The sequence below is a fragment of the Gloeotrichia echinulata CP02 genome (assembly GCA_038087035.1).
GTDB lineage: Bacteria > Cyanobacteriota > Cyanobacteriia > Cyanobacteriales > Nostocaceae > Gloeotrichia > Gloeotrichia echinulata.
In genome coordinates this window covers 500,106-527,026 of the sequence record CP051187.1, presented here as the reverse complement: position 1 = coordinate 527,026, position 26,921 = coordinate 500,106, and the positions used below count along the sequence as shown (strand labels likewise).

Genomic DNA, 26,921 nt, shown 5'->3' with positions numbered 1-26,921 from the left:
CGGGTAAATCCCTTGGTGGGTGTGAAGTGCAACAGCGTCACAGACCAAATCCCAGTGCATACCCGAAAACAGCAAGCAAATCGCTTGATTATCCATCAACAGGAATTTTTATGACTTCAAAATCTTTGGCATTTCCTCCTGAAGGAGGAACTGCTCCTCGCCTCAGTTGGACGAATGTAGTATTTTTTGCTACATTTCATGCCTTAGCTCTCTTAGCTCCCTGGTTTTTCTCGTGGTCGGCCTTGGGTTTGCTGGTATTTTTGCATTGGTTATTTGGGAGCATTGGGATTTGTTTGGGATATCACCGACTTTTGAGTCATCGGAGTTTTCAGGTACCCAAAGCTGTAGAATATGTAATTGGGTTTATTGGTGCCCTGGCTTTGCAAGGTGGACCAATTTTTTGGGTTGGTGGACACCGCCAGCATCACGCCCACACAGAAGATATCGACCTAGACCCCTACTCTGCCCAGCGAGGATTTTGGTGGAGTCATATGTTATGGATATTCTACCCTCGCAACCAGTTTTTTGATTATGAAATCTATGAAAAATATGCCCCTGACCTGGCACGACAAGCATTTTATCGCTGGCTTGATCGGTACTTTCTGCTTTTGCAAATACCCCTAGGTCTACTACTCTACTTCATCGGCGGATGGTCTTTTGTAATCTACGGTGTTTTTATGAGATCCGTATTGCTGTGGCACTCAACTTGGTTTGTGAACTCAGCAACACACAAGTGGGGTTATCGCAGTTTTGACGCCAATGACGGCTCTCGTAATCTTTGGTGGGTATCCATCGTCACCTATGGCGAAGGATGGCACAACAACCATCATACTTATCCCCACGTAGCAAAAGCTGGATTTTCTTGGTGGGAGATTGATATTACTTGGTGGAGTATCAAAGCCTTAAAGACTCTGGGTTTAGCCAAAAAAGTAATTATGCCTCCCGTGCAAAGCCCCAATCAAGGATAGAATATCTTCCAGGTGTTCGGCGATAAAGGGGCATGTAAAATTTAGTCTGTCTGCGACACGCTCCGCGTAAAGCCTGGGGCACCGCTTACGCGTAGCGTCCCGTGGGAAGGTAGAGAAGAGAAGGACACGAAGGAAGAAAGAATTATACATAATCTTTCATCGGTAATGGAGTAATCAACGCCTCAACAGTAGACAGAAACTGCTCCTCTAAATAAGGCTTAATTAAATAAGCATTAGCACCCAATTCTTGAGCAAGCTGACGATGTTTGTCAGCGCTACGAGAAGTGAGGATAACTACAGGTTTATTTGCTAATTTGGGGTCATGTCGGATTTTAGATAAAAGTTCAAAACCATTCATTCGTGGCATTTCTAAATCTGATATTATTACCTGAATTTCGCGATGTTGTTGCAACTGTTCTAAGGCTTCTAAACCGTTTTGTGCCTGTAATACTTGATAGCCAAATTTTTGCAAAGTCAAAGTCAGGGTTTGGCGGAGACTAATTGCATCATCTACAACTAATACCACTTTTAATGATTTGTTATTTGTCGGAACAGATGAAGTCAATAACGGTGTAGAGTGCAAAGTTACATCTGACTGCGGTAAAGCTTTTTTGGTTGATGAATTAGCTGCTGGTAAATCCCTAACTTCAAGTGTGGCTTGCATCTGGGAAGATTTTAGCAATAGGGCACCATCAATCACTAAAATGAGGGTACCATTGGCTAAACTACTACAAGCATAAATATATTTTGGGGGAGCAATTGCATTTCCTAAAGGTCTAATGACTAACTCTTGTTCACCAATTATTTGATTAACTTCTAAACCGAATATTTCCTCGTGATGATGTAATAATATCACAGAATTTTTCATGATTCCTGTGTCATAGTTGCTGAGGATATTTTGAGGATTGGCGGTGTTAATAAATGAACGGTTGTAGGACATTAACTCTGAAAGTTTACGTATCCTGATCATCCGTTCATCTTTGCCTGTATTCCAATATAAAACTTTTTTACCTTCAAATTCCTTGATTTGCTGTTCTGACGGAATCAAGATTTTTTCAATACTGTCCAACAGCAGTCCATAAATAAAATCTCCTGCTTGGACTAACATTAGTTTATCAGTAGTCATAGAAAAAGGAATTTTCAGGATAAATCTTGTTCCTTGATTGGGTAATGATTCAACAGAAATTGAGCCGTTTAACGCCTGTAATTGCGAACGCACAATATCTAAACCTATACCGCGTCCCGAAATTTCATTCACTTGATCAGCGGTGGAAAATCCGGCTGAAAACATTAGCTCTAATAGTTCGGATTCGGTGGTATTGTAAAAATAGTCTCTAGCTTTATCTTCCCCTTGCATGAGATGAAGTTCAATAGCTTTTTTGCGAATTTTTTCTAAGTTTAAGCCTGCGCCATCGTCTCGGACTTCAATAATAGTTTGGCTACCCTGATGATAGGCACAAATTTCGATTAAACCTTGTGCTGATTTACCTAGTTCTCGGCGGACTTGTGGTGATTCAATACCGTGGTCAAAAGCATTACGTACTAAGTGTAACAAGGGTTCGTAGAGCTTTTCTGCAATGGCTTTATCCACCAGGACTTCAGTACCAGTGAGTTTTAATTCTACTAATTTATCATATACATTCCCCAGTTTAGTTACCATCTGCGAGAAGCGATTGAGAATATTTCCCAAGGGCATCATCCTTGCTTCCGTCAAATTGTCTATAATATTCAGAATCAACTTCTGTTTCTTATCATTAATTTGAGTAACTTGTTCTAGAAGTAAGTCCAGAGATTCTGTGGTTTCTTGTAATTGCAGATTTTCTTCTATGGCTTCATGCAATGTCATCTGGAAATCTGTATATATATCCATTTCCAGAGAATCAAATTTTTCAGTTATAAAATTAAAATTTTGCTGAGGTTGTAATTCTAGATTTTGCTTGGGTATTGGCAAATCACATAATTGATTTAAAATTGTCTGCTGTCTGTCGATTCGCTGAATTAATTGCTGAATTATTTCTTTAGTTTGTTCATCTTGCAAAATCCGCTGTTTGTGATTAATTAGCAATTCTCCAGCTAGGTAATTGAGGCGTTGTAATCCCGGCTCTTCCGTACTTAGCGTGCTGAATTTATTAAATAATCCGCTTGAAACCCTTGCAGAGCTAAGATAATAGCCATTATTTTCTGTATTTTATATCATATTGCTAAAAATTAAATTATGAACGCCTGTAAGCCTTACTTTTAAAGCAAATTTATAGACTTTAATTAATAATTAAGCACGCTAAGTACGCAAGAACCTAAAATTCCTCATCGATTATACCTTTTATTTGATTTATTTCTACTGTGGTTAACTTTTGCAAAGCTAAGGAAGGTTGTCCACCAGAAGTGCGATCGCCTGCGAGAACGGCTGCTTTTGCTGCTTGCAAATTAGCCAGACCCACTTCAGCGATATGGTGCGCCTGAGTCGGGTTAGCTTCCAAGGCTGCAAGAATTGTGTGAGCGATCGCGCCAAAACCAGGTAAATTTAAAGATTGTGCCAATCCTTGAAATACCTCAATTTCCAAGTGTAAAAAATTGATTAATTCAGCATTATTTGGGGGATTATCAATAGCTGTAGCGATATTTTCTAAGCGTTGAGTGACACCAACTTCAAATATGGACTGGACAATATCAAACCCTAATTCCTCCGAAGTGGGAATTCGCGCCTCAGCATCAAAATTATCTCCCATTTTTTCTTGCACCTTAGCAAACACTGAAGCTGCTTGTTGAAGAACCTCTTCATCATTAATTGGAGTTCCTGTAATTTCTGCAGTTAGTGGTAAATGGAGACATTCATAAGCTTGCAATAGCAGACTTTCTAATTTAGCATCAATTACCACATCTGGGTTATAAAGAGCCTTAAAAACAGATTCTAAATAATGTGCAACAGTTTTAATTACCTCCAAACCAACGTTAGCCGCACCTCCTTTAATTGTATGAGTTGCCCGCATTAAATTATGCACTTTGGCAATGCTATAATTCCCCGATAAGCTAAATAGTTCTTGCTCAATAATTTCGATTAATTCTGGAGCTTCAGCGAGAAAATAAATGTAGCCTTGTTGGCGAATTTCTGAATCTGTAGTCATAATTAATTAACTCTGAACTTACTTGCAGTTATTAATAGCTCCTGCGCCATCTCCGATAATTGTTGAAAAACTGCAGCAATTTCATCAGATTCATTAACAGTTTTGTGCGAAATTTCAGCCACATTTTTCATGGTTGAGGTTACTGTTACAGATTGCGTCATTTGTTTATGAGTTGCTGCGGTAATTTGCTGGAGTAACTGACTAATTTCGGCTGTGGCGGTAACAATTTCGTTCAAATTTTGTCTAGCGTCACTGACCAGATTTGTCCCTTCTACTACCTGTTGAATTCCTGTTTCCATCGCTACTGCAACTTCGCCAGTTTCTGCTTGAATTTCCTGAACTAATTTTTCAATTTCGATTGTCGCTGCTGCTGATTGGCGTGATAAAGAACGAACTTCATCAGCTACAACTGCAAAGCCTTTACCATATTCGCCGGCGCGGGTGGCTTCAATGGCTGCGTTCAAAGCCAAGACGTTTGTTTGTGTAGCAAAATTACTAATCAAATTCACCACTTTGGAGATTTTTTGCGAGGATTCACTGAGGCGTTTAATCTTTTTGCTGGTTTGAGCTACGGTTTCCCTAATCCCTTGGATGGCTTTGACTGTCAGGTTCATTGCTGCGTCACCAGACTCTACAGTTTGGTTGGCTTGCTGAACTGCTACTCGCGCCAATTCCGTATTAGCCACCACAGCTTGAGTGGAGTCAACCATCTGTTGAATTTCGCTTAAAGCGGTGCTAATTTCTGCAGATTGTTGTTTTGCAATATCTGTCAATCCCTGTAGTGAAGCATTACTGTTAGTAGATGTTTGCGCTACTTGTTCGGCTGCAGACTGTACTTGGATGACTATTTGTCGGAGTGCTTGCAAAGTATTATTGTAGGCGTCGGCGATGGTGCCAATTTCGTCTTCTGTGATTGGCGCACGTACTGTTAAATCGCCGTTTAAAGCCGGTCTGACAGCTATCAAAAGTTGGATGCATCTTTGCTGTAATAACTCTTTAGCTGCTTTTTCTCTTGCGGCTGCTTCTGCTAGTTCTGCTGACTGTATTTGGAGTTTTTGCAGATATTCAGTTTGTTGTAATCCTAATGCTAACTGGTCGCTGATGCGTGTTAATAAACTAACTTGAGATTCTTCCCAATCACGAGGTCTTGAGTTTTGATAAGCTGCTAGTAATCCCCACAATTGTTCACCCAAGAATATAGGCACCGTAATATAAGCTTTAACTTCAAATCGCTCTAATGCTTCAATGTGGCATGGTGAATGTCCAACATGATAAATGTCATTAGCAAAAAAGCCTTCACCTTTGGCATATTTACCCAATTGAGAACACTCTTGCAGTTGGGTATCTGTCCAGGGGGTTTTGAGATTAGGTTCTACCAGTTTTACCCAACCATTACCTACCGATTCAGCGATAAATTCTCCGCTGTAATCAGAGTTAAAGCGGTAGATAACGGCGCGATCACATCGCAGTAATTGCCGGATTTCTTGAGTGACTGCTTTGAATATTTCTTCAACATTTAATGATTGACGAATGCGGTTAACTATCTTACTAAATGCCTTCTCTTGTTCAGCAATATGACTTAGTGTATCAGATTTTAATCGGAGTTGTTCGAGGTATTCAACCTGTGACTTTGCTATGCTAAATTGCAAGCCAATCTGGGTGAGAAAAGTAATTTCCTTGGTTTGCCATTCACGAGGTGCAGAATTTTGATAAGCTGCGAACAAGCCCCACAACTTTTTACCAAAAAATATCGGAACGATTATATAAGCTTTGGCTTCAAATTTTTCTAAAAGTTCTACGTGACAGGCAGAAAAACCTACTTGATAAATATCATTTACTGCAGAATTTTCACCTTTAGCATACCGCCCTCCTTGAGTTTCTTGCAAATAGGTATCTTCCCAGATAATTTGACTATCAGGACCTACGAGTTTCACCCAACCATTAGCTACTGACTCAGCTACAAACTCCCCACTCCAGTCATGGTTGAAACGGTAAACAGCTACGCGATCGCATTTCAGTAATTGGCGGACTTCACCAGTAGTAGTTTTAAAGATACTTTCCACATCTGAAGCTTGTCGGATGCGATTAACTATCTTTGTTAAAGCTTTTTCTTGTTCAGCAATTTGAATTAAGTTCTCTGATTGTATCCGCGCTTGCTGTAAATATTCTCCCTGTGAAATAGCTACACCACACTGTAAGCCAATCTGAGATAAAAAGTTAACTTCCCAGGTTTGCCATTCACGAATTCCCGAATTTTGATAAGCTGCAAATAAGCCCCATAATTTTTCCCCAAAAAATATCGGCGAAATTATATAAGCTCTCATTTCAAACTGCTCTAAAATCTCAATATGGCATGGAGAATGACCAGCTTGATGGATATCATTTACCGCCAAAGATTCACCTTTGGCGTAACGTCCTCCTTGAGTTTCTTGTAAATAGGTATCTTGCCAAACTGTGTTAAAATCAGGGCCTACCATTTTTACCCAACTATTACCCACAGACTCAGCTACAAACTTACCACTCCAGTCAGGTTGGAAGCGATAAATAGCCACGCGATCGCACTTGAGTAATTGGCGGACTTCACCAGTAATGATTTGAAAGATTTTATCGACATCTGGTAGCTGAATAATCTTGCTAATAACTTTGGTGACTGATTTTTTGATCAGTGTCTGTTGTTCCAGTTCTCGTTGAAATTCTAAACTTTGCAATCTGTAGGTCAGTTCTGTGCTAATTTGCGATAGTAAGGTAATTTCTCCCTCTTGCCACTGTCGCATTGACGCACAATTATTTACTATCAGTAAACCCCAGACTTTACCCTCTACAAAAATCGGGAGATTCAAACTGGCTTTGATTTGAAATTTTTCCAATAGTTGTTGTTGATAAGGTGTGAGTTCTACCTGCTTAATATCGTCAATCGCTATAGGTTCTACATAGTCTTTAGCAGTATATAAGCCAAAAATAATCCCCGGTAGATTTTCGCTTAAAGCTGGTGTCCAACCTAGTGTTTTTGATTCAGCTAAAACAGTACCTGACTCCTCAGTAGTGAAGCGATAAATTAAGGCGCGATCGCAGGTAGTTTTCTCTCTAATTTGTGCTACTGTGACTTTGAACAGAGTATCAATATCTGACGCTTCACGCATCTGATTTACAATACCTTGTAATTTCTCACGCCAAGCTTTAAATTCCTCAGCAATTGCATTTAATGTCGATAGTTCATCTCTGGCAATAATTGCTATATTAATGCTGCCATTTTGATTTTCTATGTGTTCTATCTCTGTTATATTATTTTCTTTTTTTTTGCTATTATTATATGATATCGACATTTTATTAACCTCAAAAACTGTTATTACTATTAATGTGATATTTTTAAACTAGACTTGATCTAATCAATCACACACCAGAAAATAAAAATCCTCTTATCCCCCTCCTCGCTTGCGGTCTGGGTCTAGGGGTTGGGTCTTATTATTCTGCGCTAATCCATCAATTATGAATGTCCCACATTGAAGATTTGATAATGCTTAAAGCATTCAAATTAAACAATATTTCCTGATAATTTTTAATAAAATATCCATCCAAAAAAGGTGAAAGTGCTGGATAAAATAATTCAGGATATGGGGCTTTCATTTCATTGGTATCTAGCCATTCAATATCCATAAGTTGTCGCACCAATAGCCCCAAATATTGTCCCTCATTTTCCAGAACTATCGCCATCATTTTCGCGAGAGTATTTGAATCTTTTAATAGTGGTGTATAACCTAGCATTTCCTCTAAATCAACTAACCAAAGCATCTCACCACGCCAGTTATAGATACCCAAGACACAATTGGGTAACTGAGGAACACCACATATATCAGATAATGATACTTGCACAACTTCTGTGATGTGCCGTAATGAAATTACAGCTGTATCATTTCCTCCCAAATTAAAGCTTAAAAATTTTTCTTTCGTCTCCACTGTTATTTCTACCTGCAGTAGATTATTGATTTTTGGTCATTATTAAGTAGGTCGTCTATTGAAGCTTACTGCTTATGGTCATCATTTTTTATTTGTCATTAATAATCGATTAATTCTTCATTAATCGCTTGAGAGTGCTTACTAATTCTTCTCTATCAATTGGTTTAGATAGATATCCTTCGCCTCCCAACATATTGCCCCAAATCTTATCTACATCACTATCTTTTGTCGAACAAAATACTACAGGTATTTTACTAGTTTTGGGGTTATTTTTGAGTTCTCGACAAATTTCAAAGCCACTTTTTCCTGGTAAAATTACGTCGAGAAAGATTACATCAGGTTGAGTTTTATCGAGTTTATCTTGTGCCTCTTCACTAGTTTTAGCGCTAATCACAGAATAGCCGGCTTGTTGCAAGTAACGGCTGAGGATTTCCATATCTGTCAAGCCATCTTCAACAATTAAAACAGTGTTCATGACAATTACCTGTTAAAATGTGAGCAGAACTTAAGCAATAGAAAACTGCGTCATCAAATTAGATAAATGCATTTTTTCTTATTTTATAAGTTTGCAGTATTCTCTGGATATAAGCCTCAGAGAAAGTACGGAATATCAGCAAAAAATACACAAAATTTATCTACCCAATTTTCGATAGTCAGTAAGTATTGAAAGTATAGTCATGTTTATTTCCATACACTTAATTAATCTAAGGAAAAACCTCTAAATTAGAGATAGTATGAGATACTCTTTTGACTTTTGATGGAGCCTGTACAGGTAAATACTTACGGACTATAGCTATTACCTTATCAGCCACTATAGGTTTAGCCAGAAAATCGGTAGAGCCTACTACTTTAGCCCGGACTCTATCTAAAAGACTATCATGGGCTGTTAAGATAATCACGGGTGTATTGGTGAAGGCAGAAATTCGTCGCAATTGAGTGCAGATTTCATAACCACTGGCTATGGGCATAATCAAATCCAAAAAAATCATATCAGGCTTATATTGTATTAACATCGGTAATGCTTGCACAGCATCTTGAATCTTCAGAAACTTCAGTCCATGTGCAGTGAGGATTTCTTCTAACATTTGACAAACCTGAGGGCTATCATCTATACAGGCAACCAATGGAGTACTCGGCTTCTTTGGCTGTATGATGGTAGAGTCATTTTTGACTTCAATGATAGCTAAAGGTAAGTCAGGTATTTCCACCAGTTCAATAATTCCTTTGAGAATATAGGGAAGTAACGAACGAGAAACTAATAGCAAACTCTGGTTCATTTTTACAGCTAAATCCCGCAGTGTATATTTACCATTAGTCAACTTCACAAAGTTATTGTACACAGATGGACTTACCAGATTCTGGAGTTGTTCTGGTCTTCGTAAAACTGGTGCAAAATTAGGAGAAAAATTTGCCAAACCAGCTTCTGACCAAACCTTCCATGACTCTTGCATCTGCTTTCTGCAAAGATCTGCACTGGTGAAACTCATTGGTGCTTCTAAGATTACTTCTGAATTGCGTTCGCAACTTATAGAAGCAAAATCTGCCTCCTGCGCTATATCAAAAAACAGTTCTGCTATCGTATTTTCTACAATAGTGTAGATTTGTTCCCGTTGAATTTTCTGTCTTTTATAAAAAATTTCTAATAGACGATAATCCCAGTAATCTAATGATATGTCTTCAGGGCGAAACCGGATCTTATCAAGCTCTATCTGGGGGCAATTTTGTGCTATCTGTCTACGCCAGCGACGAAAGGGATGATTTCCCCCAGTCGCCCAAACTATTCGTCCCAACCGATAATATAACGTCCAATGATTTCCCTTTATACTACTAATATTTAACTGTCCATTATATTGCAGTTGGTTACAAGTCTTAAATTCGTTTACTAAAATAGTTGATACTATCAGTTCTTGGTGGTTCATACTATATTCCTTTTATTAACATGCCAGCCCTTTCAAAACTTACAATATCCATTCATTTGTCACCAAGTATCTCAAAAGTTGCACTTATATTTGGCAACTCAATTCGGATAACTTTCATTTATTTCGTCTTACTTAGGAACTAGCACTACTAAGTCAAGACTGAAAATAACAGAGGAAATAGAGGGCAAAAGCAGTGTCACTACAGGAGCTATTTAGAGTATACTTCTCCATCAGAAAATTCTAAATTATTGCTAATATCGAACCACTCAAATTAGTTTTATATAATTCAAGATTCTGATGTATAGAGTAGTAATATATTATATTACTAACTTTCACTCTGAATTATAACCGTGTAAATTCTGATTATTGTCTGCAAAAAAATCAGTTTTTCTAAATTTTATATTATACTTATTGTAAGTTTTGATTTAATTGTATATTTTTGAGGAAATTAAGTAGGTCGGTGCAAATAAACATTACAGGCTTTGGTCGTCATTGGTCATTGGTCAGGATTTCAGGCATGTTTACGTTTCGTAATATAGTTTGGTTTATTTCCACAGACTTATTTACAATATTCCTTTTAAATCAATTTAAACCAGTTATATAGCGATTTAGTAAACGGACCCCCGTTGTAGGGGTTTAGCATTGCTAAACCCCTACTACTCTGTCAAGATAAAAATGATGGACTGTAGTGCGGGCATCTTGCCCGCGTGAGCGAGACGCTCACACTACCAAAAATCCCTCAAAACAAAATTGACAGACTACTACCACAGATACCGTTTTTCCGCAATGCATGTTTTGTGTTTTTTGTCAATGCCTAAGTCCTAATGTTGATGGAATAGGTCAACCGATTTTGGATACTTCGACTTCGCTCAGTACAAGTTTTGGATACTTCGACTTCGCTCAGTACAAGTTTTGGATTGACCCCGACCACAAGGGGTAAACAATGTTAGATACTTATCTACGAGAAGTATCTAACATTGGCTTGGTAAATACTTTTGCAGTACCGCCATTACCTGATCTACCACTACAGGTTTAGTGAGAAAATCCGTAGCTCCAAATACTTTAGAACGAACTCTATCAAACATACCATCACTACCTGTTAAAATAATCACGGGTGTCTCGGTGAAGGCAGAAATTCGCCGTAACTGACCACAGATTTCGTAACCATTCGTAACAGGCATAATCAAATCCAAGAAAATCAGGTCTGGTTGATTTTGAATCAGAGTTGGTAAAGCTTGCACTGAATCTTGAACCTTGATAAATCTTAATCCATTTCCAACCATAATCCTCCCTAGAATTTCACACATTTGAAGACTATCATCCACACAGGCTACTAATGGAGGATGCGGATGATTTGATCGTGTGGTTGTCAAGTTTGTTTTAACTTTCGTTACTGCTAAAGGCAAGTCAGGTACTTCTACTAATTCTATAATTCCTTTGGAGATATAGGGCTGCAACGAACGGGTAACTGACAACAAATTCTGCTTCATTTTCACTGCTAAATCCCGCAGTGTGTATTTGCCATTCATGAATTTGACAAAATTTTTGTAAGCAGATAGACTTACTATCTGCTGAAGTTGTTCTGGTTCTTTCAGAACAGGTGCTAAATCAGGATAAAAATTGGCTAAACCAGCTTTTGACCAACTCTTCCACGGCTCTAGTATATACTTTGTACAAATATCTGCGTTAATCAAGCTGATTGGTGTTTCTGAAATAATTTGTGGATGACGATAGCAACTAACAGTGGCAAAATGTTGGTGTATTTTTATATCAAATAATAATTCTGCTATCGTGCTTTCTAAAATTACGTGAATTTGTTCAAGTTTAATTTTTTGTTTTTTATACAATATTTCTAGTAAAAGATAATCCCCATATTCTGTCAATACATATTTGTCAGGAAACAGAAGTTTCTCAACATCAATTTGTGGACAATTTTCAGCCATCTGTCTACGCCAGCGGCGAAAGGGATGATTCCCTCCTGTCGCCCAAACTATTTTGCCCATCTGATAATAGAAATTCCATTGTTGTCCTGTGGAACTTTTAATGTTAAATCGTCCATTGTATTGGTCATGACTACATTTTTTCAACTCATATATAAGCTGATTTTCATGCCCAATTATTATTGGCGGATAACTCATATTATTTCCCTTATTTAATCTGTCAGCTATTTCTCAACCCAAATTCAAATTATTTATGCACTGGTCAATATTTTTGCATTGCTTATTTTATCCACAATGCTGTCTAAAAAGTTTTAAATATTCATCACTCCATCGTGCAATCCGCTTGTACTATTTAAGTATACAAATCAAACAGTATAAATCCGGAACATTGCTCGGAAAATATCCGCATTTGCGTACGAGTGAGGTACAATAATTAACTGCTATTAATCTAGAAACGGCGCAGCTTACCTCTGTGTTATCTGCGCCTCTGTAGTTATATTAATTACTTCTTAGTCGCCCAGACACAGAAAGCGCAGAAAGAAAAAAGAGATTTTATGAATCACTTGTCCCGATTGTGACTAGCAACAGCAGCCCTAAGATCACCTTTATGTTCTGATAAAAGCTGATCGCCTGCAGCTTTTTCCAAACCAGTCCAGTGCATTAATAGGGCTAACTTGACCCATTTACCGCTACGATCTAACAATCCGCTAGCAGTTTCTCGATTCAAGCCTGTGAGGTCTTGCAAAATTCGTAAAGCGCGATCGCGTAACTTTTGGTTTGTGACTGCAACATCCACCATGCGATTGCCGTAAACTTTACCTAGCTTCACCATCACCCCAGTGGAAAGGATATTTAACGCTAGCTTAGTGGCTGTACCAGCTTTGAGGCGAGTGGAACCAGCTAACACCTCAGGTCCAGTCAATAGGCGGATGTCTACATCAGCATCAAAGCTCACCTGTTCACTCGGTACACAAGCAATAAAAATAGTGATGGCACCCCGTTGACGAGCGGCGTTGAGGGCGCCGTGGACAAAAGGTGTTGTACCACCAGCGGTAATGCCGACTACCACATCTAATTGCGTAATATGTCTTTGGGCGATCGCCGCCTCCCCATCTTGGGCACGGTCTTCTAAATCCTCAGAACTGCGTACCAGTGCGCCAGCACCACCAGCAATAATCCCCTGTACCAACTCTGGCGGTGTACAAAAGGTAGGTGGACACTCAGCAGCATCTAATACCCCTAATCTGCCACTCGTCCCCGCACCCACATAAAATAGGCGTCCACCGTGACCTAATTTTTCTGCTGTATAATCAATTGCCTTTGCCAACTGAACTTTAGCCGCTGCTACCGCCGCCACTGCCTTTTGGTCTTCGCTATTAAATAATTCTACGAATTCCAACGCAGTAAGCTGGTCTAAATTGAGACTATTAGGATTTACCTGCTCGGTTAAAAGATAGCCGCGTTCCTGTAAATTTGTCATTTGTCCTTTGTCCTATGTCATTTATACCGCCGCTTGTCGGTCATTTGTCATTTGTCAATTGTCAGTGACTAATGACTAATGACTAATGACTAATGACTAATGACAAATTACCCATTGGATTAGGTAATGTTAGACTGGCGCCAGCCAGCAATTGCTGTTTGACTCCAGAATCTCCGCCCTTTTAGGGCGGGGAGTATGTCAAAATAATCCTTCCAGTTGGCGACGAATCTTGTCTAATTCAGAATTAGACAATTCCGATGGGGCTGGGGTTGCTTGGTTCGGCTGGGAGGTATCCTTACTAGTATCCTCCTTCGAGGCATTTGCTTGCCAGTCGGTTTGTTCCACGTTCAGCTCTGGGGGAGTGATCACTTTATCGCTCTGTTGTGGGACAATTTCCCAGTGATAGCCCGCACTTTCACAAAATTCCTTGATTTCCTCAGCATCCATCGCCTCTACGGTCGGGCTGCGGAAATCTTGAGCTTCTAACATTAGCGCATAGCGCGTGGCGTCGTCTTCTGACTCAAACATCAGAATTTTATTACGATTGCCCTCCCGAATTGAGTGAATACCCTCATTTTCGGTGCGAGCATTAAAAATTAACACAAAAACACGCATGGGTGTAATCATCTGTCCTTTTTTTCTCAGGTCTATTCATATTAAAGTTCTAGGTTGTGTCTCTGTCCAAGTCACAGCATCAAATTTCACTTTATTCAAATTTTCCTGACAATGCCAATATTATTGAGCATATATATGGAATTGGGTAAAAAGTCAAGAGTCAAGGGTCAAGAGTCAAGAGTCAAGGGTCAAGGGTCAAGGGTCAAGGGTCAAGTGTCAAGGGTCAAGAGTCAAGGGTCAAGAGTCAAGGGTCAAGGGTCAAGGGTCAAGAGTCAAGAGTGAGCAGTTAGACCAATGACCAATGACAACAACCGTCAGGTAAAGCGAAATCAATGACGTATCCTGGAAAAGACCGCGTAAATATTGTGCCAGTTACCACTAACAGTGTGCCAGATACATTTGTCAAGTAAACAGTGAAAGCCAATGATTAACTCTAGCAATCGAGATCATCACTCCCAGCCAGTCACCCGTAAGCGTTTGTGGTTAATGATTTTGAGTCGCGGTGGTATTTTCTTGGGTGGAGTTTTACTGCTGGGAGTTGTCGGTGTTACTTGGCGATTGTGGACTTTCATTCAAAAAGAGTTAACGCCGTTAGCTGCAGGAAATCTTACTAGTACACTCAACCGTCCAGTAAAATTGGGAGAAGTCACACAATTTTCTTTGACGGGTATCAGGTTTGCGGCGTCTTCGATTCCCGCTACAGCGACAGATCCAGACCGGGTGACAATGGAGGCTGTGGAGGTGGGTTTTGACCCGTTACGGTTAATCTTGAACCGTCGATTAAAGCTAGATGTTACCTTAGTCAATCCCGATATTTACATTGAACAGGATGATCAAGGACGCTGGGTGACTACTACTATCGCCCCCCCAGGAAAAGATGGTCCAATTAAAACCGATTTGGATCATCTGCGGTTTCGTAATGCCAAGGTGGCTTTATTACCATTTTCCGCAAAAACCTCACAACCACTCCCCACTCCTAACCCCCCCATCACTTTTTCCCAATTTAAGGGCGTCGCGCAACTCCTGGAAAATAACCATCTAATTAAATTTGACGTGGCAGGTCAGGGAGATAGTGGTGGTAATATTTCTATTCAAGGAGACACGCGCATCCAGGCAAACTCTTGGAATTTACAGCTAAAAGCGCAAAATTTGCCAGCATCTCATATCACCCGCCTGATTAAATTACCAGTAAATTTACAGGCGGGTAGAGTCAATGGCGATTTACAAATCAAACTGGTAAACCAGCAGCCAGCTTTATTGTTTGGTAGCGCGACAGCGCAAGGGGTAACACTTCAAATTCCCCGTGTACCACAATTATTGAGCAATACCCAAGGGAATCTCAATTTTCAGGGCTTGGTCATCCAGTTAGAGAATATTGCTACCAATTATGGTAAGATTCCTGTATTGGCTAAGGGCATCATAGATAGCCAGACTGGTTTTAAGTTGGCAGGGCGAATTAATCGGGTAACAGTTCCCACAGCGTTAGAAACTCTCAAGGTGAAACTGCCTTGGACTGCAACTGGGGAAGTAAAAGCCGACTTACAGATTACCGGTTCGCTGACTCAACCGATTCTCTCCGGCACAGTTGCCAGCATCAAACCTGCCCGGATTGATAAAGTTGATTTGAAAACTGTTAGTAGTAAGTTTGAGTTATCTACCAGTAATTCCCTCATTACCCTCAAAGATATTCAAGGCATAGGCACATTAGGGGGTGAGGTGACAGCGGCTGGGACAATTAAACTTAGTCAGACGCCCCGCCTGGATTTTAATTTTACAGCAAAGAATGTTCCAGGGGATGCGATCGCCAAAGTTTATGACGCCACACCCACATTTAAAATCGGTACTGTCTCAGCAACAGGGCAATTAACTGGAGTTCCTAGTCAGGTGCAGACGGTGGTGCAATGGCAAGCCCCCGGCGCAACTTACCCCGCCAGTGGTGAAATGGCGATCGCCCCAGACCGCAGTGTCTCTTTTGGCAATGTCGCTGTCAATGTCGGCGGTGGTACTGTCCAAGCATCTGGGAGTTATGTCAATCAAGCTTGGCAAGCTGTCGCCCAAGCCTCTGGTGTACAATTGGCACCTTTTGTCAAGCAAAATCAACTGCAAAATGTCTCTTTAGCAGGAGCAAATTTGAATGGTCGTTTTATCGTTGCTGGGACGACAACACCATTTAAAGTTGCGAAAATTCGCACTGAAGGCGCAGGAGTGCAAATTGCTGGGGGTAGAATAGCAATTGCTGATCTCCAGCTGCAAGACCAAAGCTTTGCAGCCCAACTAGTCGCCAATGGTGTACACTTAGGACAGTTATTCCCAAATTCTCCCCAGGCTTTGGCAGGTCCAATGGCTGGGACGTTTCAAATCGCAGGTAATAGAGATTTTAGTCTGAAAACTCTCAGTGGTACTGGTGAAGCTCGTCTGAGTGTCGCTGGTGGTAGCGTCACCGCTGCCAATATTAAATTAGCTGATGGTGTATATCAAGCCCAAGTCCGGGCAAATAACCTGGCTGTGCAAGAATTGGCAAAGGTACCTCGACAGTTTCACGGTCGCTTAGGTGGTGATTTCCAAGTTGCGGGTGCTGTGGAGTCTTTGAAACCCCAAGCGATCCAAGCTACAGGACTTGCACGATTGAATGTTGCTGGTGGGACAATTACAGCCTCAAATATTAAACTGGCAAATGGTCGCTATCAGGCCGACTTTGATGCTGCAGGTGTAGAATTAAATCAGTTAAATCAGCAGTTGCGCGGTCAGTTCGGTGGTAAACTGCAAGTGGCAGGAACTGTGGAATCGACAAAATTAGCTGATATGCGTGCCACCGGTCAGGTACAATTGTCTCAAGGTATTTCTGTTATTCAACAACCCATGAAAGCGGCGATCGCCTGGAATGGTCAACGTCTGCTAGTTGAACGGGCAACTTCCCCAGATTTAATTGCTAGTGGTGATATATCTGTCAATGCTCAAAGCTCTGGTATACCAGAAATTAGCGAATTAAATCTGCAAGTTCAAGCTCAAAATTACAACATCCAACAGTTACCGTTTAAGCTGCCTAATACAGTAAATCTGGCAGGATTAGCCGATTTTAACGGTAAAATCACAGGTAAGTTACCATTGCCAAACATACAAGGTCAACTGCGGTTGCGGAATTTGGCAGTACAGGACTTTGCTTTTGAGTCTGTGTTAAGTGGAAATATCCAGTCATTGGCTGGAAGAGGTGTAAATCTAGACGTAGCCGGAAAAAGCGATCGTCTGGCTTTTAACCTCGATGCCAAAAATCGCCCCAATGCTTTCCTGGTAAAGTGGCAACAAGCATTGGCTACCGGTCAAACTCAAGGGGATAATTTGTCCTTGAAACTAGAAAACTTTCCCTTAAAGGTGTTGAATTTGACTCCACCTGCTAACACCCGCTTGGGTAATGCACCGCTAGCTGGGTTGTTAAATGGAGATTTGCAGATTAATCAGCAGACATTCGCCACAAGTGGAAATATTGCGATCGCTAAACCGCGAATTGGTCGCATCACAGGCGATAGTTTAATTGCTCAGTTTGGCTACAACCAGGGTAAAGCCACAATTACAAATAGCGAATTTGTCATAGACCAAAGTCGCTACGGCTTTGTGGGTAATGTCAATACTTCCACCAAAGTCCCCCAAGTACAGGGCAAACTCAACATCAATCAGGGTAATATCCAAAATATTTTAACAGCATTACAGCTATTTGAAATCCAGGATGTCCGCAATGGCTTGGCAACACCAACTTACGGGAAAGCGGCTGATTTGGCTACTAACCAACAAGGATTGCCAAATCAGCCGTTATTAACTCAAATTGAACGGTTTTCTCAAGTTGATGACCTCTTTGCACGACAGCAAGAACAGCGACTTCAAGCACATCCACTACCAGAGTTAGCCGACTTAAAAGGAACCTTCAGCGGCGAAGTTGGTGTAAATACAAGCACACCCAAAGGACTCGCGCTACAGTTTAATTTAAATGGTCAAAACTGGAGTTGGGGGAAGCAGGACGAACAGAATCAACTCAATCGTTTTTATAGCGCTGATAGAATAATTGCCGAAGGTAGCTTTGAAAACAGCATTTTGACGTTGCGACCTTTACGAATCGAATCTGGTCAAAAACTCCTCGCCTTCAAAGGTAATATTGGTGGTCAAGACCAATCTGCTACATTAGAGATCAATAATTTACCAATAGAACTATTGAACAATTTTGTCAAGCTACCAGTTGGTGTCACCGGTAATCTGAACGCGACAGCAGGTTTAGCAGGTAGCCAAGACAATCCCCAAGCCAAAGGGGTATTGCAAATCAACGACGGTGCAATCAATCAGAAGAAAATAGAATCAGCTACAGCCAGTTTCGACTATAACAATGGACGCTTGGGCTTTAATAGCAATGTTGTAGTTAAGGGTACAGAACCGGTAAACCTTCGCGGTTACATCCCCTTGCTCTCGAAGATACCAGAAAATAATGAAATCAGTCTAGAGGTCAAAGTCAAAGATGAAGGATTGACCCTGTTAAACTTGTTCACTAATCAGGTAGCCTATGAACAGGGAAAAGGAGAAGTCAACCTCGAAATCCGGGGAACGATGCAAAACCCAATAGTCAATGGCATTGCCACTCTCAATAATGCCATATTTTCAGCCATTGCTTTGCCAGGAAAGCTGACCGATGTCACAGGTAAAGCAACATTTGATTTTGACCGGATCTCAGTAGAAAATCTCCAGGGTAAGTTTAGCCAAGGTAAAGTAGAAGCCACTGGACAAATTCCCATCGCCGACACCCAGGATACGACAATTGACAATCCCCTTACCGTCAACCTCGATAAGTTAACGTTGAATCTCAAGGGACTGTATCAAGGGGGCGCCAGCGGTAATTTGCAAATTACAGGTTCAGCCCTACAACCACGAATTGGTGGTAAGGTACAGTTATTTGATGGTCAGGTATTGCTAGCAGAGTCTGCTTCAACTAAAAAGGCCGCAACTAACAGTTTTAGCCTGACTGATAAGATAGCAGTCAGCAATTCCATCACCACATTTAAGGATTTAGAGTTGGAGTTAGGGAACAATGTCGAAATTACCCGTCCACCAATTCTGAAGTTCCAAGCCAAAGGTAGTCTCATGGTCAACGGTGCGGTGAGTGACCCAACACCCGATGGTACGATCAGGCTAGAAAGTGGTGGAGTCAACTTATTTACTACCCAATTTAACCTAGCTCGTGGCTATCAACAAACCGCAACTTTTAACAAAAATCAACCCCGTGACCCAAATTTAGATATTCGGCTATTTGCTAAGGTACTCGACGGAATCCAGACCAATGACATCAATAAACTAAATTCCACAGGAGGATTAGCAGCCTTAGAGACCATTCGCGTCGAAGCTAGTATCAACGGTCCAGCCAGCAAAATCAACGAAAATCTCCAATTAACCAGCTCTCCATCACGCAGCGAAACAGAAATCGTCGCACTTTTAGGAGGTGGGTTTGTCGATACCCAAGGACGTGGTGACAGCACCTTGGGACTAATTAATATTGCCGGTTCTGCTGTATTCAACAACTTTCAGGGCGCTTTTAACCTGATTGGTAACGCCTTTGGCTTAAGTGAACTGCGGGTATTTCCCACCATCCTCTCAAAGAGACCCGAAGCAGGCAGAAGCAATTCCACTGTAGAATTAGCTTTAGAGGCAGGGGTGGATATTTCTACCAAGTTTTCGATTTCCACCATCAAAATTTTAACAGCCAATGACCCCTTTCAATGGGGTATCAATTACCGGATTAACGACCGAGTGCGTCTTCGTGCTTCCACAAATTTCTTCGATGACAGTCGTACCGTCATTGAGTATGAAAGACGGTTTTGATCTGAGTTAGGAGTTGGGAGTTGGGAGTAATGAGTAATGAGTTAGGAGTAAGGAGTAGGGAGTAATGAGTAATGAGTTAGGAGTAATGAGTAAGGAGTAGGGAGTAATGAGTTAGGAGTTAGGAGTAATGAGTAATGAGTAATGAGTAATGAGTAATGAGTAATGAGTTAGGAGTTAGGAGTAAGGAGTAAGGAGTAGGGAGTAATGAGTAATGAGTTAGGAGTTAGGAGTAATGAGTAATGAGTTAGGAGTTAGGAGTAATGAGTAATGAGTAATGAGTAATGAGTAATGAGTAATGAGTAATGAGTAATGAGTAATGAGTAATGAGTAATGAGTAATGAGTAATGAGTAATGAGTAATGAGTTAGGAGTTGGGAGTAATGAGTTAGGAGTTGGGAGTAATGAGTTAGGAGTTGGGAGTAATGAGTAATGAGTAATGAGTTAGGAGTTGGGAGTTATATCATGTTCGGGTAAACAGTTATTATAAAAGCTCACGCATTCTCTACGTAGACGCTCCGCGTTCGCGCAGCGTCCCGTAGGGAAAGAGCAAACGCGAGTGCGTCCCGTAGGGAAGAAGTCTGATACTTTTAACCGAGACATTTTCTGACATCAGAGATATCTTGAACATCTAAGTATAACATCACCAACAAAGTCAGTGAAGGTGGTATCCCACATTGCCTTAAGCAAACTTAAGGCTCTTTTTATCTGTTTGTTTGCGACACCGAGAACGCAACAACAACTCGCCTACGGCATATGTCTGACTTTCCCGTGCAAGCAATTTATAACTTTCTTAGCTATGGTCTGCTTGTGTCAAAAGACGGAGCCATGCTACTCGTCTTTATTCATTGTAGCACAAATACAGCAAAAAGTTCTAATTAGACATGACCAAAAATATCCGCTATGTCTGTAATGTCTAGCGATTTATCGTCCTATCTTTTGCTCCCAAGTTTTTATCGTAACTAATTAGACGAACCTGATATTAGCAGGTCTAATGACCAATGACCAGCCTAGAGTAACAGACGCGCAAAAGCGATCGCCTCAGATGTCGTGGAAATTTTCGCCTCGGCTTGTGCTACACCAATTTCGGTCAATATTTTGCCGACTAGTGGCGAAGCGGAAATATTTAATGCTATGATAAGGTCTCTCCCATTCAATAACTGAGTGGGATGAGCGACCAGATCATCAGGGTTTAGGTAGCGGCAGATCAAGGGTATGTAGCTGCCAGGCAGCATATCGCCACAAATCTCCTCTACCAGGGTATCATGTGCTAAGGACAAAGCTGCGATCGCAGAAAATGCAGATCCTGCTTCTTGAAAGAAAAAAAACTGTTCCCGTATAGACATATCAGGTTTTTTAACCAGCGGGAACAGTTTAAGGGCTGTGGTTACAGAGCGAATCTCGGCACGGCTATAGGTTAATTTCTGTAGTTCTATTTCTGCTACTTCGGGATTGGGATGAACAAGACAAGCAAGTTTGGCAATAGCTAACCAAGTGGTTTTAACTGTATCACGGACGGATGTTTGCAGTTGCTCCCCGATTTGTTGCCAAGTTTCTTGGAGTAAGCAAGCAGCTTGATCAACTGCAGCGATTTTTTTGCAGCTGTCGTTGGTGGCGTTTTGGAACAACGGCGCCAGTAAACCATCTTCGAGAGCAGTTTTCAGCCAAGGAGTACCTTGGGGACTGGCTAGCAAATAACCAATTTCTACACGCACTCTTTCAGCTGCGACTTCACAGATATGTGAAGCCAAATCACGAATAGTTGCTTGGGTAGCTGGCTCAATGGTAAAATCTAGTTGTGCTGCTTGACGATAAGCCCGCAATAATCGTAAAGGATCGGCTTTGAGGTTGGCAGGTGAGACCATTCGCAAAAGCCGCTGTTGTAAGTCAGCATAGCCTTGTACAGGATCAATGATTTCTTGAGTATGGGGATTATAGGCGATCGCATTGACTGTAAAATCTCTTCTATATAAGTCAGTTTCTAAACTAGAGCCTTCCTGCTGGGCAATATCAACAGTAGCGTGAGGAAAGACCACACGGGCTATTTGTCGTTCCGCATCGAGTAAGACAAAACCAGCTTTGTAATGTTGAGCAATTGCTCTAGCTATCTTCACCGCATTGGATGGAATCACAAAATCGAGATCCACATATTGGCGCCTTCTGTTGAGAATCGCATCTCGAACCGCACCACCTACCATGTAAGCAGGTTGTGGCAATAATTCTAGGCTAAAAGGCCAAGTTTCGGGCGCGAAGATAGAAACTGCAGGAAAATCCATTAACGGTTGTCATTCCTCATATCATGTTCGGATAAATACTTGTCATTGCGAGCGTTGGCGTAGCCTCTCGTAGAGAAGCGTTCACGTAGCGTCTGCTCCAGAAGCAATCCCGTCCCTTGCGATTGCTTCGCTACGCTTGCAATGACATTTTATAAGCGATCAACCCAACATGATATCATTCGTCATGATAGATTTTGGATTATAGGTTAACATAAGCTACATTAATAATAAAGGCCTCTGGAGTTGGTTCTATTATGTGTATTTGTGTGAACTGCCACTATGTAGACACCTGTGTAACCTACCATGCCGTAGAAGCACAGCACCAACAGCCTCACTTGACCGAAGCACCAGATTTCGATCCCAACGAACCTTCGATCAACGTGAACATCCGCACCAAAGAAGATGTGATTGAAATGGAATGGGATGTGGTCGGTTGTCTCAGCTTTCAGCGGGAAACCGGTAAGTGGTCAAAGTTGCGTCCAGGTGAATTAGTACCAACTTGACCAGAACATCATATTTGCTTGATGTAGAATGTCCCAGCCTTGGTCAAAATCAATAGACCACGCTTACCGAATTTTAGATTTTAGATTTTAAATAATGGAATTGAAGATTCAAAATTTAAAATCTAAACTGGTCTGAAGCCCCCGAATTTATTCGCTTAATAAATCTAAAATCCAAAACTTGTACTGAGCGTAGCCTTCGGCGCCCGCTCTTAAGTCGTTGGCGTAGCCTCTGTCTGCGACACGCACTCGCGTTCGTAGAGAAGTATCAAAAAATTTCAATTGAAGCCCCTGCATTCATGCATGGGGTCAATCTAAAACTTGTACTGAGCGTAGCCTTCGGCGTCCCGCTCTTAAGTCGTTGGCGTAGCCTCTGTCTGCGACACGCACTCGCGTTCGTAGAGAAGTATCCAAAATCCAAAATTGATTCACACAGCCTCTCAATCACTTCAGGGGGCGTGATCACCCTTAGCACCTGTCCCCCATTGTCAATCACGGGTAAGTGATGAATGCGGTACTGCTGAAATCGCTCTATAACAGTAGCGAGATCCTCTGCTTCCCTCTCGCTCAAGGTGATTACCGGTTGGTTCATAAATTCAGCAATTGTTATTTCCTCAAATGTGGTATGCTGAGTATAGCCATGTAAATGCTTGATATTACACATCCCCCGCACCACATCCCTTTGGGTGAAAATCCCAACTAATTGTTGCTGCTCTACAACCAGCGCACAACTAGCCTGGGTTTGATTCATCTGATGCATGACATCAATAACTGAGGTGTTTGGTTTAACTATCAGTAATAATTGTTGATAAAATTTATCAATAAACTGGAATCGAGGAATATCCATATTGATACAGTCCTAAATATAGGATTTTATTGGCAGTCGGCGGTTTATCCATCCCCTTGCGATAGCGCAGCGTTAGCAAGGGGATGGAGTTTTTTATTTACCTGAAAATCACTGTAATAACCGCTTTAAGGTCGCGGACTTGAAGGGGGTTGAGAACGTTGTTGCTGGTAAAATTTAACAACTTTTTGGATATAAGTAGCAGTGAAACCACTATTGCAGCCTGTATAACTGCCAGTCATCCACCAACAACCTACCCCACGCACAGCCGCAATTTCATTATTTTTGTTGGCACTATACTGCTTGTTTAACTCGCGGCGCGTAATGCAGGATACCACTTGGCGTGCTGTCGCGGGGTTGTTTTCAAACTGCGCTGGTGTGAGTTCTTTCTTTAAACAAAATTTTGACCAGCCTTTGAGAGTTTCTGGTTTGACCTGCCATTCACTGTACAATCCATCGTTGACCACATTAGTTTTAGGTGCAGCCAATCGCAATGCTTCTACCAAAGCCCCAACTTGGGCGTCAGACACCTGCTGTTGTGCTTGAGCTAACAATGGCGACATTCCTAAACTGACAACTACTCCGCTGACTAATAATCTGATGAAGTTTTTTTTCATGACGGGAACTTATTTGATACACTAATATCTTGCACCAATTGCAATCATTGTAAAGTGGGTAATGTCTACCGGTCTCGAAAGCAGTATTTTCGCCATCGTTTCGCAATACCAACCCTACAAAGATTACATTATTTAATAAGTGGTGCAAGATGTGAATAGACAAAAATCTACTATACTACATGTGCATCAGCAATTTTTCTCGTTGACGCTTGCCGCTTGTTAAGATATAGACTGGAAATAACTTTGACAACTAGACTAAAAAATCTGGAAGCAACAAAATTTGCTTTGGCACTGCACACCACCACTCCAGAATTGGGTTTGGCAATTAGTAACTTTGCTGGCGAAACTCGCAGTAACGTTTGGAATTTGGGGCGTGATTTATCGAGCCAAATACATCAATACTTAATTGAATTTATCCAACCGCAAACCTGGTCAGATTTGGCATTTCTGGCGGTAGCTAAAGGGCCTGGCGGTTTTACGGGGAATCGCATTGGGGTTGTTCTCGCGCGCACTTTAGGGCAACAGTTAGATATTCCTGTATTTGCTGTTTCTACAATGGGGGCGGTAGCTTGGACGCAAAAACTGAGAATTGAGAACAAAGACTCTACTATGAATAATGTAATTGCGGTGGAAATGCCAGCTCAACGGGGTCAGGTTTTTGCTGCGATTTATCAACCTACCCCTGATGGGTCTGGACTAACCGCTTTATTGCCAGATACAGTATTCACACCAGAAGCATGGCAAGAAACTTTAGCTAATTGGCAGACTAGTTATCAGCTAATTGAAGCCAAATCAGGATTAGCCGCGACAGTAACAAGTATTTTGGAATTAGCTCATCTGGATTGGCAACAAGGTAAGCGTCCTCATTGGTCAGAGGCTTTACCTTATTATGGACAACATCCGGTTTAAATGTGCATAATGCTCATTTACAGGACTAATATTTGATTTTTGAAATATACGTAGGGTGGGCATTGCCTAGCCTACAGATACTGATATTTTTTCAGAAATCAAATATGATTACTATATCATTGAAAAGCACAAAAATATTGCTTGAAACTCATACACAAGTATAAATTATCACAAAATACTGGCACGCTAGTAGGAAAGTAGGGGGGGAGACTCCTACTTTTTTCTTTTTTGTATCCCCTACCTCCAACTTTTTTCGCCGGTAGCAGAGAATAATTTTTTGTGAGATTCTTGACTTTGACTTGTCGTCACAGATTGACTTATATATTGACTCACAGTAATCTCTTGGAGAATTTAGATTAGCTTTGCCAAAACAACAATCTGTTAACCTAGCATTGTTGAGGAGTTATTAAACAGTAGATGGAAATTAGTAATTTATTTACGGCCGGTGGCCTGGTCATGTGGCCATTGCTGGGATTTTCGGTGTTGGCTGTGGCGTTGATTATTGAACGGATTACATTTTGGGTAAAAATAAATAATCGACAAAATCGCGTGGTGCGAGAAGTGTTACAGCTTTATCGCCTCGATAATGTAGTTGGCGCTTTGGATAAATTACAAAAAAATACTGATTTACCAATGGCTAGGATTTTTCTCGCTGCCTTAGAATTAGAAGAAGCAACACCAGAAGAATTTCGCTTGGCATTAGAAAGCGAAGCCCAAGCTGAAATTCCATTGCTCAAACGCTTCCAAAATATTTTCGACACCATCATCGGTCTAGCACCCCTATTAGGTCTGTTGGGTACTGTCTTAGGATTAATTACCTCCTTTGCGTCTTTGAATATTGGTGATGTGGGAGGTAGTAAAACTGCAGGGGTGACATCTGGGATTAGTGAAGCTTTGGTATCTACAGCATCAGGATTAGTCGTAGCTATTTTTACCCTATTTTTTGCTAATAGCTTTCGGGGACTTTATCAGCGTCAAATAGCCTGGATTCAAGAATATGGTGGACAGTTAGAATTACTCTACCGTCGTCGTTATGAAAGGGGGGATAAATCCTATGCGCCTACCAGATGAACCAGATATTCCCGCTCAAATTAATATCGTCCCGATGATTGATGTCATCTTTGCGATTTTGACCTTTTTTATTATGTCAACCTTGTATTTAACTCGCTCAGAAGGTTTACCTGTTAATTTACCCAAAGCTGCGTCAGCACAACAACAACAACAAAGATCAACTGAGCCAATTACCGTCACGGTAGACGCCACAGGAAACATCAGCTTAAACCGTAAACCAGTTCCCCTCGATGGTTTGGCGAATCAAGTACGTGGATTGATTGGCGCCAACGCTGAGGGGTTAGTGATTATTAACGCCGATGAGCGAGTTAATCATGGTCAGGTGGTAGCAGTTATGGACCGCTTACGTCAAGTACAGGGAGCAAAATTAGCGATCGCCACCCAAAAACCATAACTAAGGGATTACCAAGAAATCAATTATTCCATCTTGTGGGCTGGACATCCAGCCCTTGTCCATAAAACCTATAATTGTACCATGAAATAGCCCCTAAAATATAAATAAATACAATACAATCCAAATTGAGCTAGTTACTCTATGACTCTCCAAGAACTAGAAAATCAAATCCTAGCATTACTGCCAACAGAAAAAGCCGCAATTCTCCAAAGCCTAACTAAAACTATCAACATTGGAGCAAAAGGTATCACTAAAACACCCGGTGTTTGTGGTGGAGAAGCTTGCATTGCGGGAACTCGTATTGCGATTTGGCTATTAGTTGAAGCATGTCGCCTGGGAATTACTGAAGTCCAACTTTTACAAGATTATCCTCATATTAGCGCAGCTGATTTAGTTAATGCTTGGATATGATGCTTATCCTGAAGAAATTGAAGCTGCTATTCGTGCTAATGAGGCTGCTTAA

General features: G+C 41.1%; 16 protein-coding genes and 3 pseudogenes. 7 read left to right on the top strand and 12 right to left on the bottom strand.

Annotation, left to right across the window (positions count from 1 at the left end; all coding sequences use genetic code 11):
• Window positions 1-110 precede the first annotated feature (110 nt).
• Window positions 111-968 carry a fatty acid desaturase gene (locus HEQ19_02305; GenBank protein ID WYM03216.1) on the top strand — a complete coding sequence of 286 codons (858 nt, stop codon included), beginning with the start codon at window positions 111-113 and terminating at the stop codon, window positions 966-968.
• A gap of 142 nt (window positions 969-1,110) precedes the next feature.
• Here HEQ19_02305 and HEQ19_02300 read toward each other — a convergent pair.
• From HEQ19_02300 to HEQ19_02260, 9 genes and pseudogenes are all read right to left on the bottom strand, one after another.
• A pseudogene (locus HEQ19_02300) lies at window positions 1,111-3,066 on the bottom strand (hybrid sensor histidine kinase/response regulator).
• Between the two features lie 238 nt (window positions 3,067-3,304).
• Window positions 3,305-4,090, bottom strand: a pseudogene (locus HEQ19_02295) (Hpt domain-containing protein).
• A gap of 2 nt (window positions 4,091-4,092) precedes the next feature.
• On the bottom strand, window positions 4,093-7,413 hold the full coding sequence (locus HEQ19_02290) for a GAF domain-containing protein (GenBank protein WYL98524.1): 3,321 nt from the start codon (window positions 7,411-7,413) through the stop codon (window positions 4,093-4,095).
• 157 nt (window positions 7,414-7,570) lie between these two features.
• Window positions 7,571-8,044 (bottom strand): chemotaxis protein CheW, encoded by a 474-nt coding sequence (locus tag HEQ19_02285; GenBank protein ID WYL98523.1) that lies wholly within the window; start codon window positions 8,042-8,044, stop codon window positions 7,571-7,573.
• A gap of 109 nt (window positions 8,045-8,153) precedes the next feature.
• The gene (locus HEQ19_02280) at window positions 8,154-8,519 is read right to left on the bottom strand and encodes a response regulator (GenBank protein WYL98522.1); all 366 of its coding nucleotides are present in this window, start codon (window positions 8,517-8,519) and stop codon (window positions 8,154-8,156) included.
• Between the two features lie 229 nt (window positions 8,520-8,748).
• The gene (locus tag HEQ19_02275) at window positions 8,749-9,963 is read right to left on the bottom strand and encodes a response regulator (GenBank protein ID WYL98521.1); all 1,215 of its coding nucleotides are present in this window, start codon (window positions 9,961-9,963) and stop codon (window positions 8,749-8,751) included.
• A gap of 971 nt (window positions 9,964-10,934) precedes the next feature.
• Entirely contained in the window at window positions 10,935-12,101 is a 1,167-nt protein-coding gene (locus tag HEQ19_02270) for a response regulator (GenBank protein WYL98520.1), read from the bottom strand.
• Between the two features lie 361 nt (window positions 12,102-12,462).
• Window positions 12,463-13,383 (bottom strand): N-acetylmuramic acid 6-phosphate etherase, encoded by a 921-nt coding sequence (gene murQ, locus HEQ19_02265; protein ID WYL98519.1) that lies wholly within the window; start codon window positions 13,381-13,383, stop codon window positions 12,463-12,465.
• 198 nt (window positions 13,384-13,581) lie between these two features.
• On the bottom strand, window positions 13,582-14,010 hold the full coding sequence (locus tag HEQ19_02260; GenBank protein ID WYL98518.1) for a DUF3110 domain-containing protein: 429 nt from the start codon (window positions 14,008-14,010) through the stop codon (window positions 13,582-13,584).
• Window positions 14,011-14,421: 411 nt separating this feature from the next.
• On the opposite strand from HEQ19_02260, the gene HEQ19_02255 reads away from it, so the two are divergent.
• On the top strand, window positions 14,422-19,851 hold the full coding sequence (locus HEQ19_02255) for a translocation/assembly module TamB domain-containing protein (protein WYL98517.1): 5,430 nt from the start codon (window positions 14,422-14,424) through the stop codon (window positions 19,849-19,851).
• 1,006 nt (window positions 19,852-20,857) lie between these two features.
• Here HEQ19_02255 and HEQ19_02250 read toward each other — a convergent pair.
• A complete protein-coding gene (locus tag HEQ19_02250; GenBank protein WYL98516.1) occupies window positions 20,858-22,123 on the bottom strand; it encodes a CCA tRNA nucleotidyltransferase in 1,266 nt (421 codons plus the stop codon).
• A 254-nt stretch (window positions 22,124-22,377) separates the two neighbouring features.
• On the opposite strand from HEQ19_02250, the gene HEQ19_02245 reads away from it, so the two are divergent.
• Window positions 22,378-22,626, top strand: a complete 249-nt coding sequence (locus HEQ19_02245; protein ID WYL98515.1) for a Ycf34 family protein — start codon at window positions 22,378-22,380, stop codon at window positions 22,624-22,626.
• Window positions 22,627-22,891: 265 nt separating this feature from the next.
• On the opposite strand, the gene HEQ19_02240 is transcribed toward HEQ19_02245, so the two are convergent.
• Both HEQ19_02240 and HEQ19_02235 read right to left on the bottom strand, forming a co-directional pair.
• Window positions 22,892-23,470, bottom strand: a complete 579-nt coding sequence (locus tag HEQ19_02240) for a CBS domain-containing protein (GenBank protein WYL98514.1) — start codon at window positions 23,468-23,470, stop codon at window positions 22,892-22,894.
• A gap of 125 nt (window positions 23,471-23,595) precedes the next feature.
• Entirely contained in the window at window positions 23,596-24,084 is a 489-nt protein-coding gene (locus HEQ19_02235; protein WYM03215.2) for a hypothetical protein, read from the bottom strand.
• Between the two features lie 243 nt (window positions 24,085-24,327).
• Between HEQ19_02235 and tsaB the strand changes: the two genes are divergently transcribed.
• The 4 genes and pseudogenes from tsaB (at window position 24,328) to HEQ19_02215 (ending at window position 26,921) form a co-directional block, all read left to right on the top strand.
• Window positions 24,328-24,993: a tRNA (adenosine(37)-N6)-threonylcarbamoyltransferase complex dimerization subunit type 1 TsaB gene (gene tsaB, locus HEQ19_02230; GenBank protein ID WYL98513.1), complete on the top strand. Its 666-nt coding sequence runs from the start codon at window positions 24,328-24,330 to the stop codon at window positions 24,991-24,993.
• Window positions 24,994-25,410: 417 nt separating this feature from the next.
• A complete protein-coding gene (locus HEQ19_02225; protein ID WYL98512.1) occupies window positions 25,411-26,064 on the top strand; it encodes a MotA/TolQ/ExbB proton channel family protein in 654 nt (217 codons plus the stop codon).
• The gene (locus HEQ19_02220) at window positions 26,048-26,458 is read left to right on the top strand and encodes a biopolymer transporter ExbD (protein ID WYL98511.1); all 411 of its coding nucleotides are present in this window, start codon (window positions 26,048-26,050) and stop codon (window positions 26,456-26,458) included. Before HEQ19_02225 ends, HEQ19_02220 begins: the two co-directional genes overlap by 17 nt.
• A 141-nt stretch (window positions 26,459-26,599) precedes the next feature.
• A pseudogene (locus HEQ19_02215) lies at window positions 26,600-26,921 on the top strand (DUF433 domain-containing protein).

Coding starts and splice junctions, on each gene's coding strand:
- murQ (WYL98519.1), bottom strand. CDS start 13,383: ATGACAAATTTACAGGAACGCGGCTATCTTTTAACCGAGCAGGTAAAT.
- HEQ19_02255 (WYL98517.1), top strand. CDS start 14,422: ATGATTAACTCTAGCAATCGAGATCATCACTCCCAGCCAGTCACCCGT.
- HEQ19_02235 (WYM03215.2), bottom strand. CDS start 24,084: ATGAAAAAAAACTTCATCAGATTATTAGTCAGCGGAGTAGTTGTCAGT.
- HEQ19_02250 (WYL98516.1), bottom strand. CDS start 22,123: ATGGATTTTCCTGCAGTTTCTATCTTCGCGCCCGAAACTTGGCCTTTT.
- HEQ19_02270 (WYL98520.1), bottom strand. CDS start 12,101: ATGAGTTATCCGCCAATAATAATTGGGCATGAAAATCAGCTTATATAT.
- HEQ19_02225 (WYL98512.1), top strand. CDS start 25,411: ATGGAAATTAGTAATTTATTTACGGCCGGTGGCCTGGTCATGTGGCCA.
- HEQ19_02290 (WYL98524.1), bottom strand. CDS start 7,413: ATGTCGATATCATATAATAATAGCAAAAAAAAAGAAAATAATATAACA.
- HEQ19_02240 (WYL98514.1), bottom strand. CDS start 23,470: ATGGATATTCCTCGATTCCAGTTTATTGATAAATTTTATCAACAATTA.
- HEQ19_02260 (WYL98518.1), bottom strand. CDS start 14,010: ATGATTACACCCATGCGTGTTTTTGTGTTAATTTTTAATGCTCGCACC.
- HEQ19_02275 (WYL98521.1), bottom strand. CDS start 9,963: ATGAACCACCAAGAACTGATAGTATCAACTATTTTAGTAAACGAATTT.
- HEQ19_02220 (WYL98511.1), top strand. CDS start 26,048: ATGCGCCTACCAGATGAACCAGATATTCCCGCTCAAATTAATATCGTC.
- HEQ19_02305 (WYM03216.1), top strand. CDS start 111: ATGACTTCAAAATCTTTGGCATTTCCTCCTGAAGGAGGAACTGCTCCT.
- HEQ19_02245 (WYL98515.1), top strand. CDS start 22,378: ATGTGTATTTGTGTGAACTGCCACTATGTAGACACCTGTGTAACCTAC.
- HEQ19_02280 (WYL98522.1), bottom strand. CDS start 8,519: ATGAACACTGTTTTAATTGTTGAAGATGGCTTGACAGATATGGAAATC.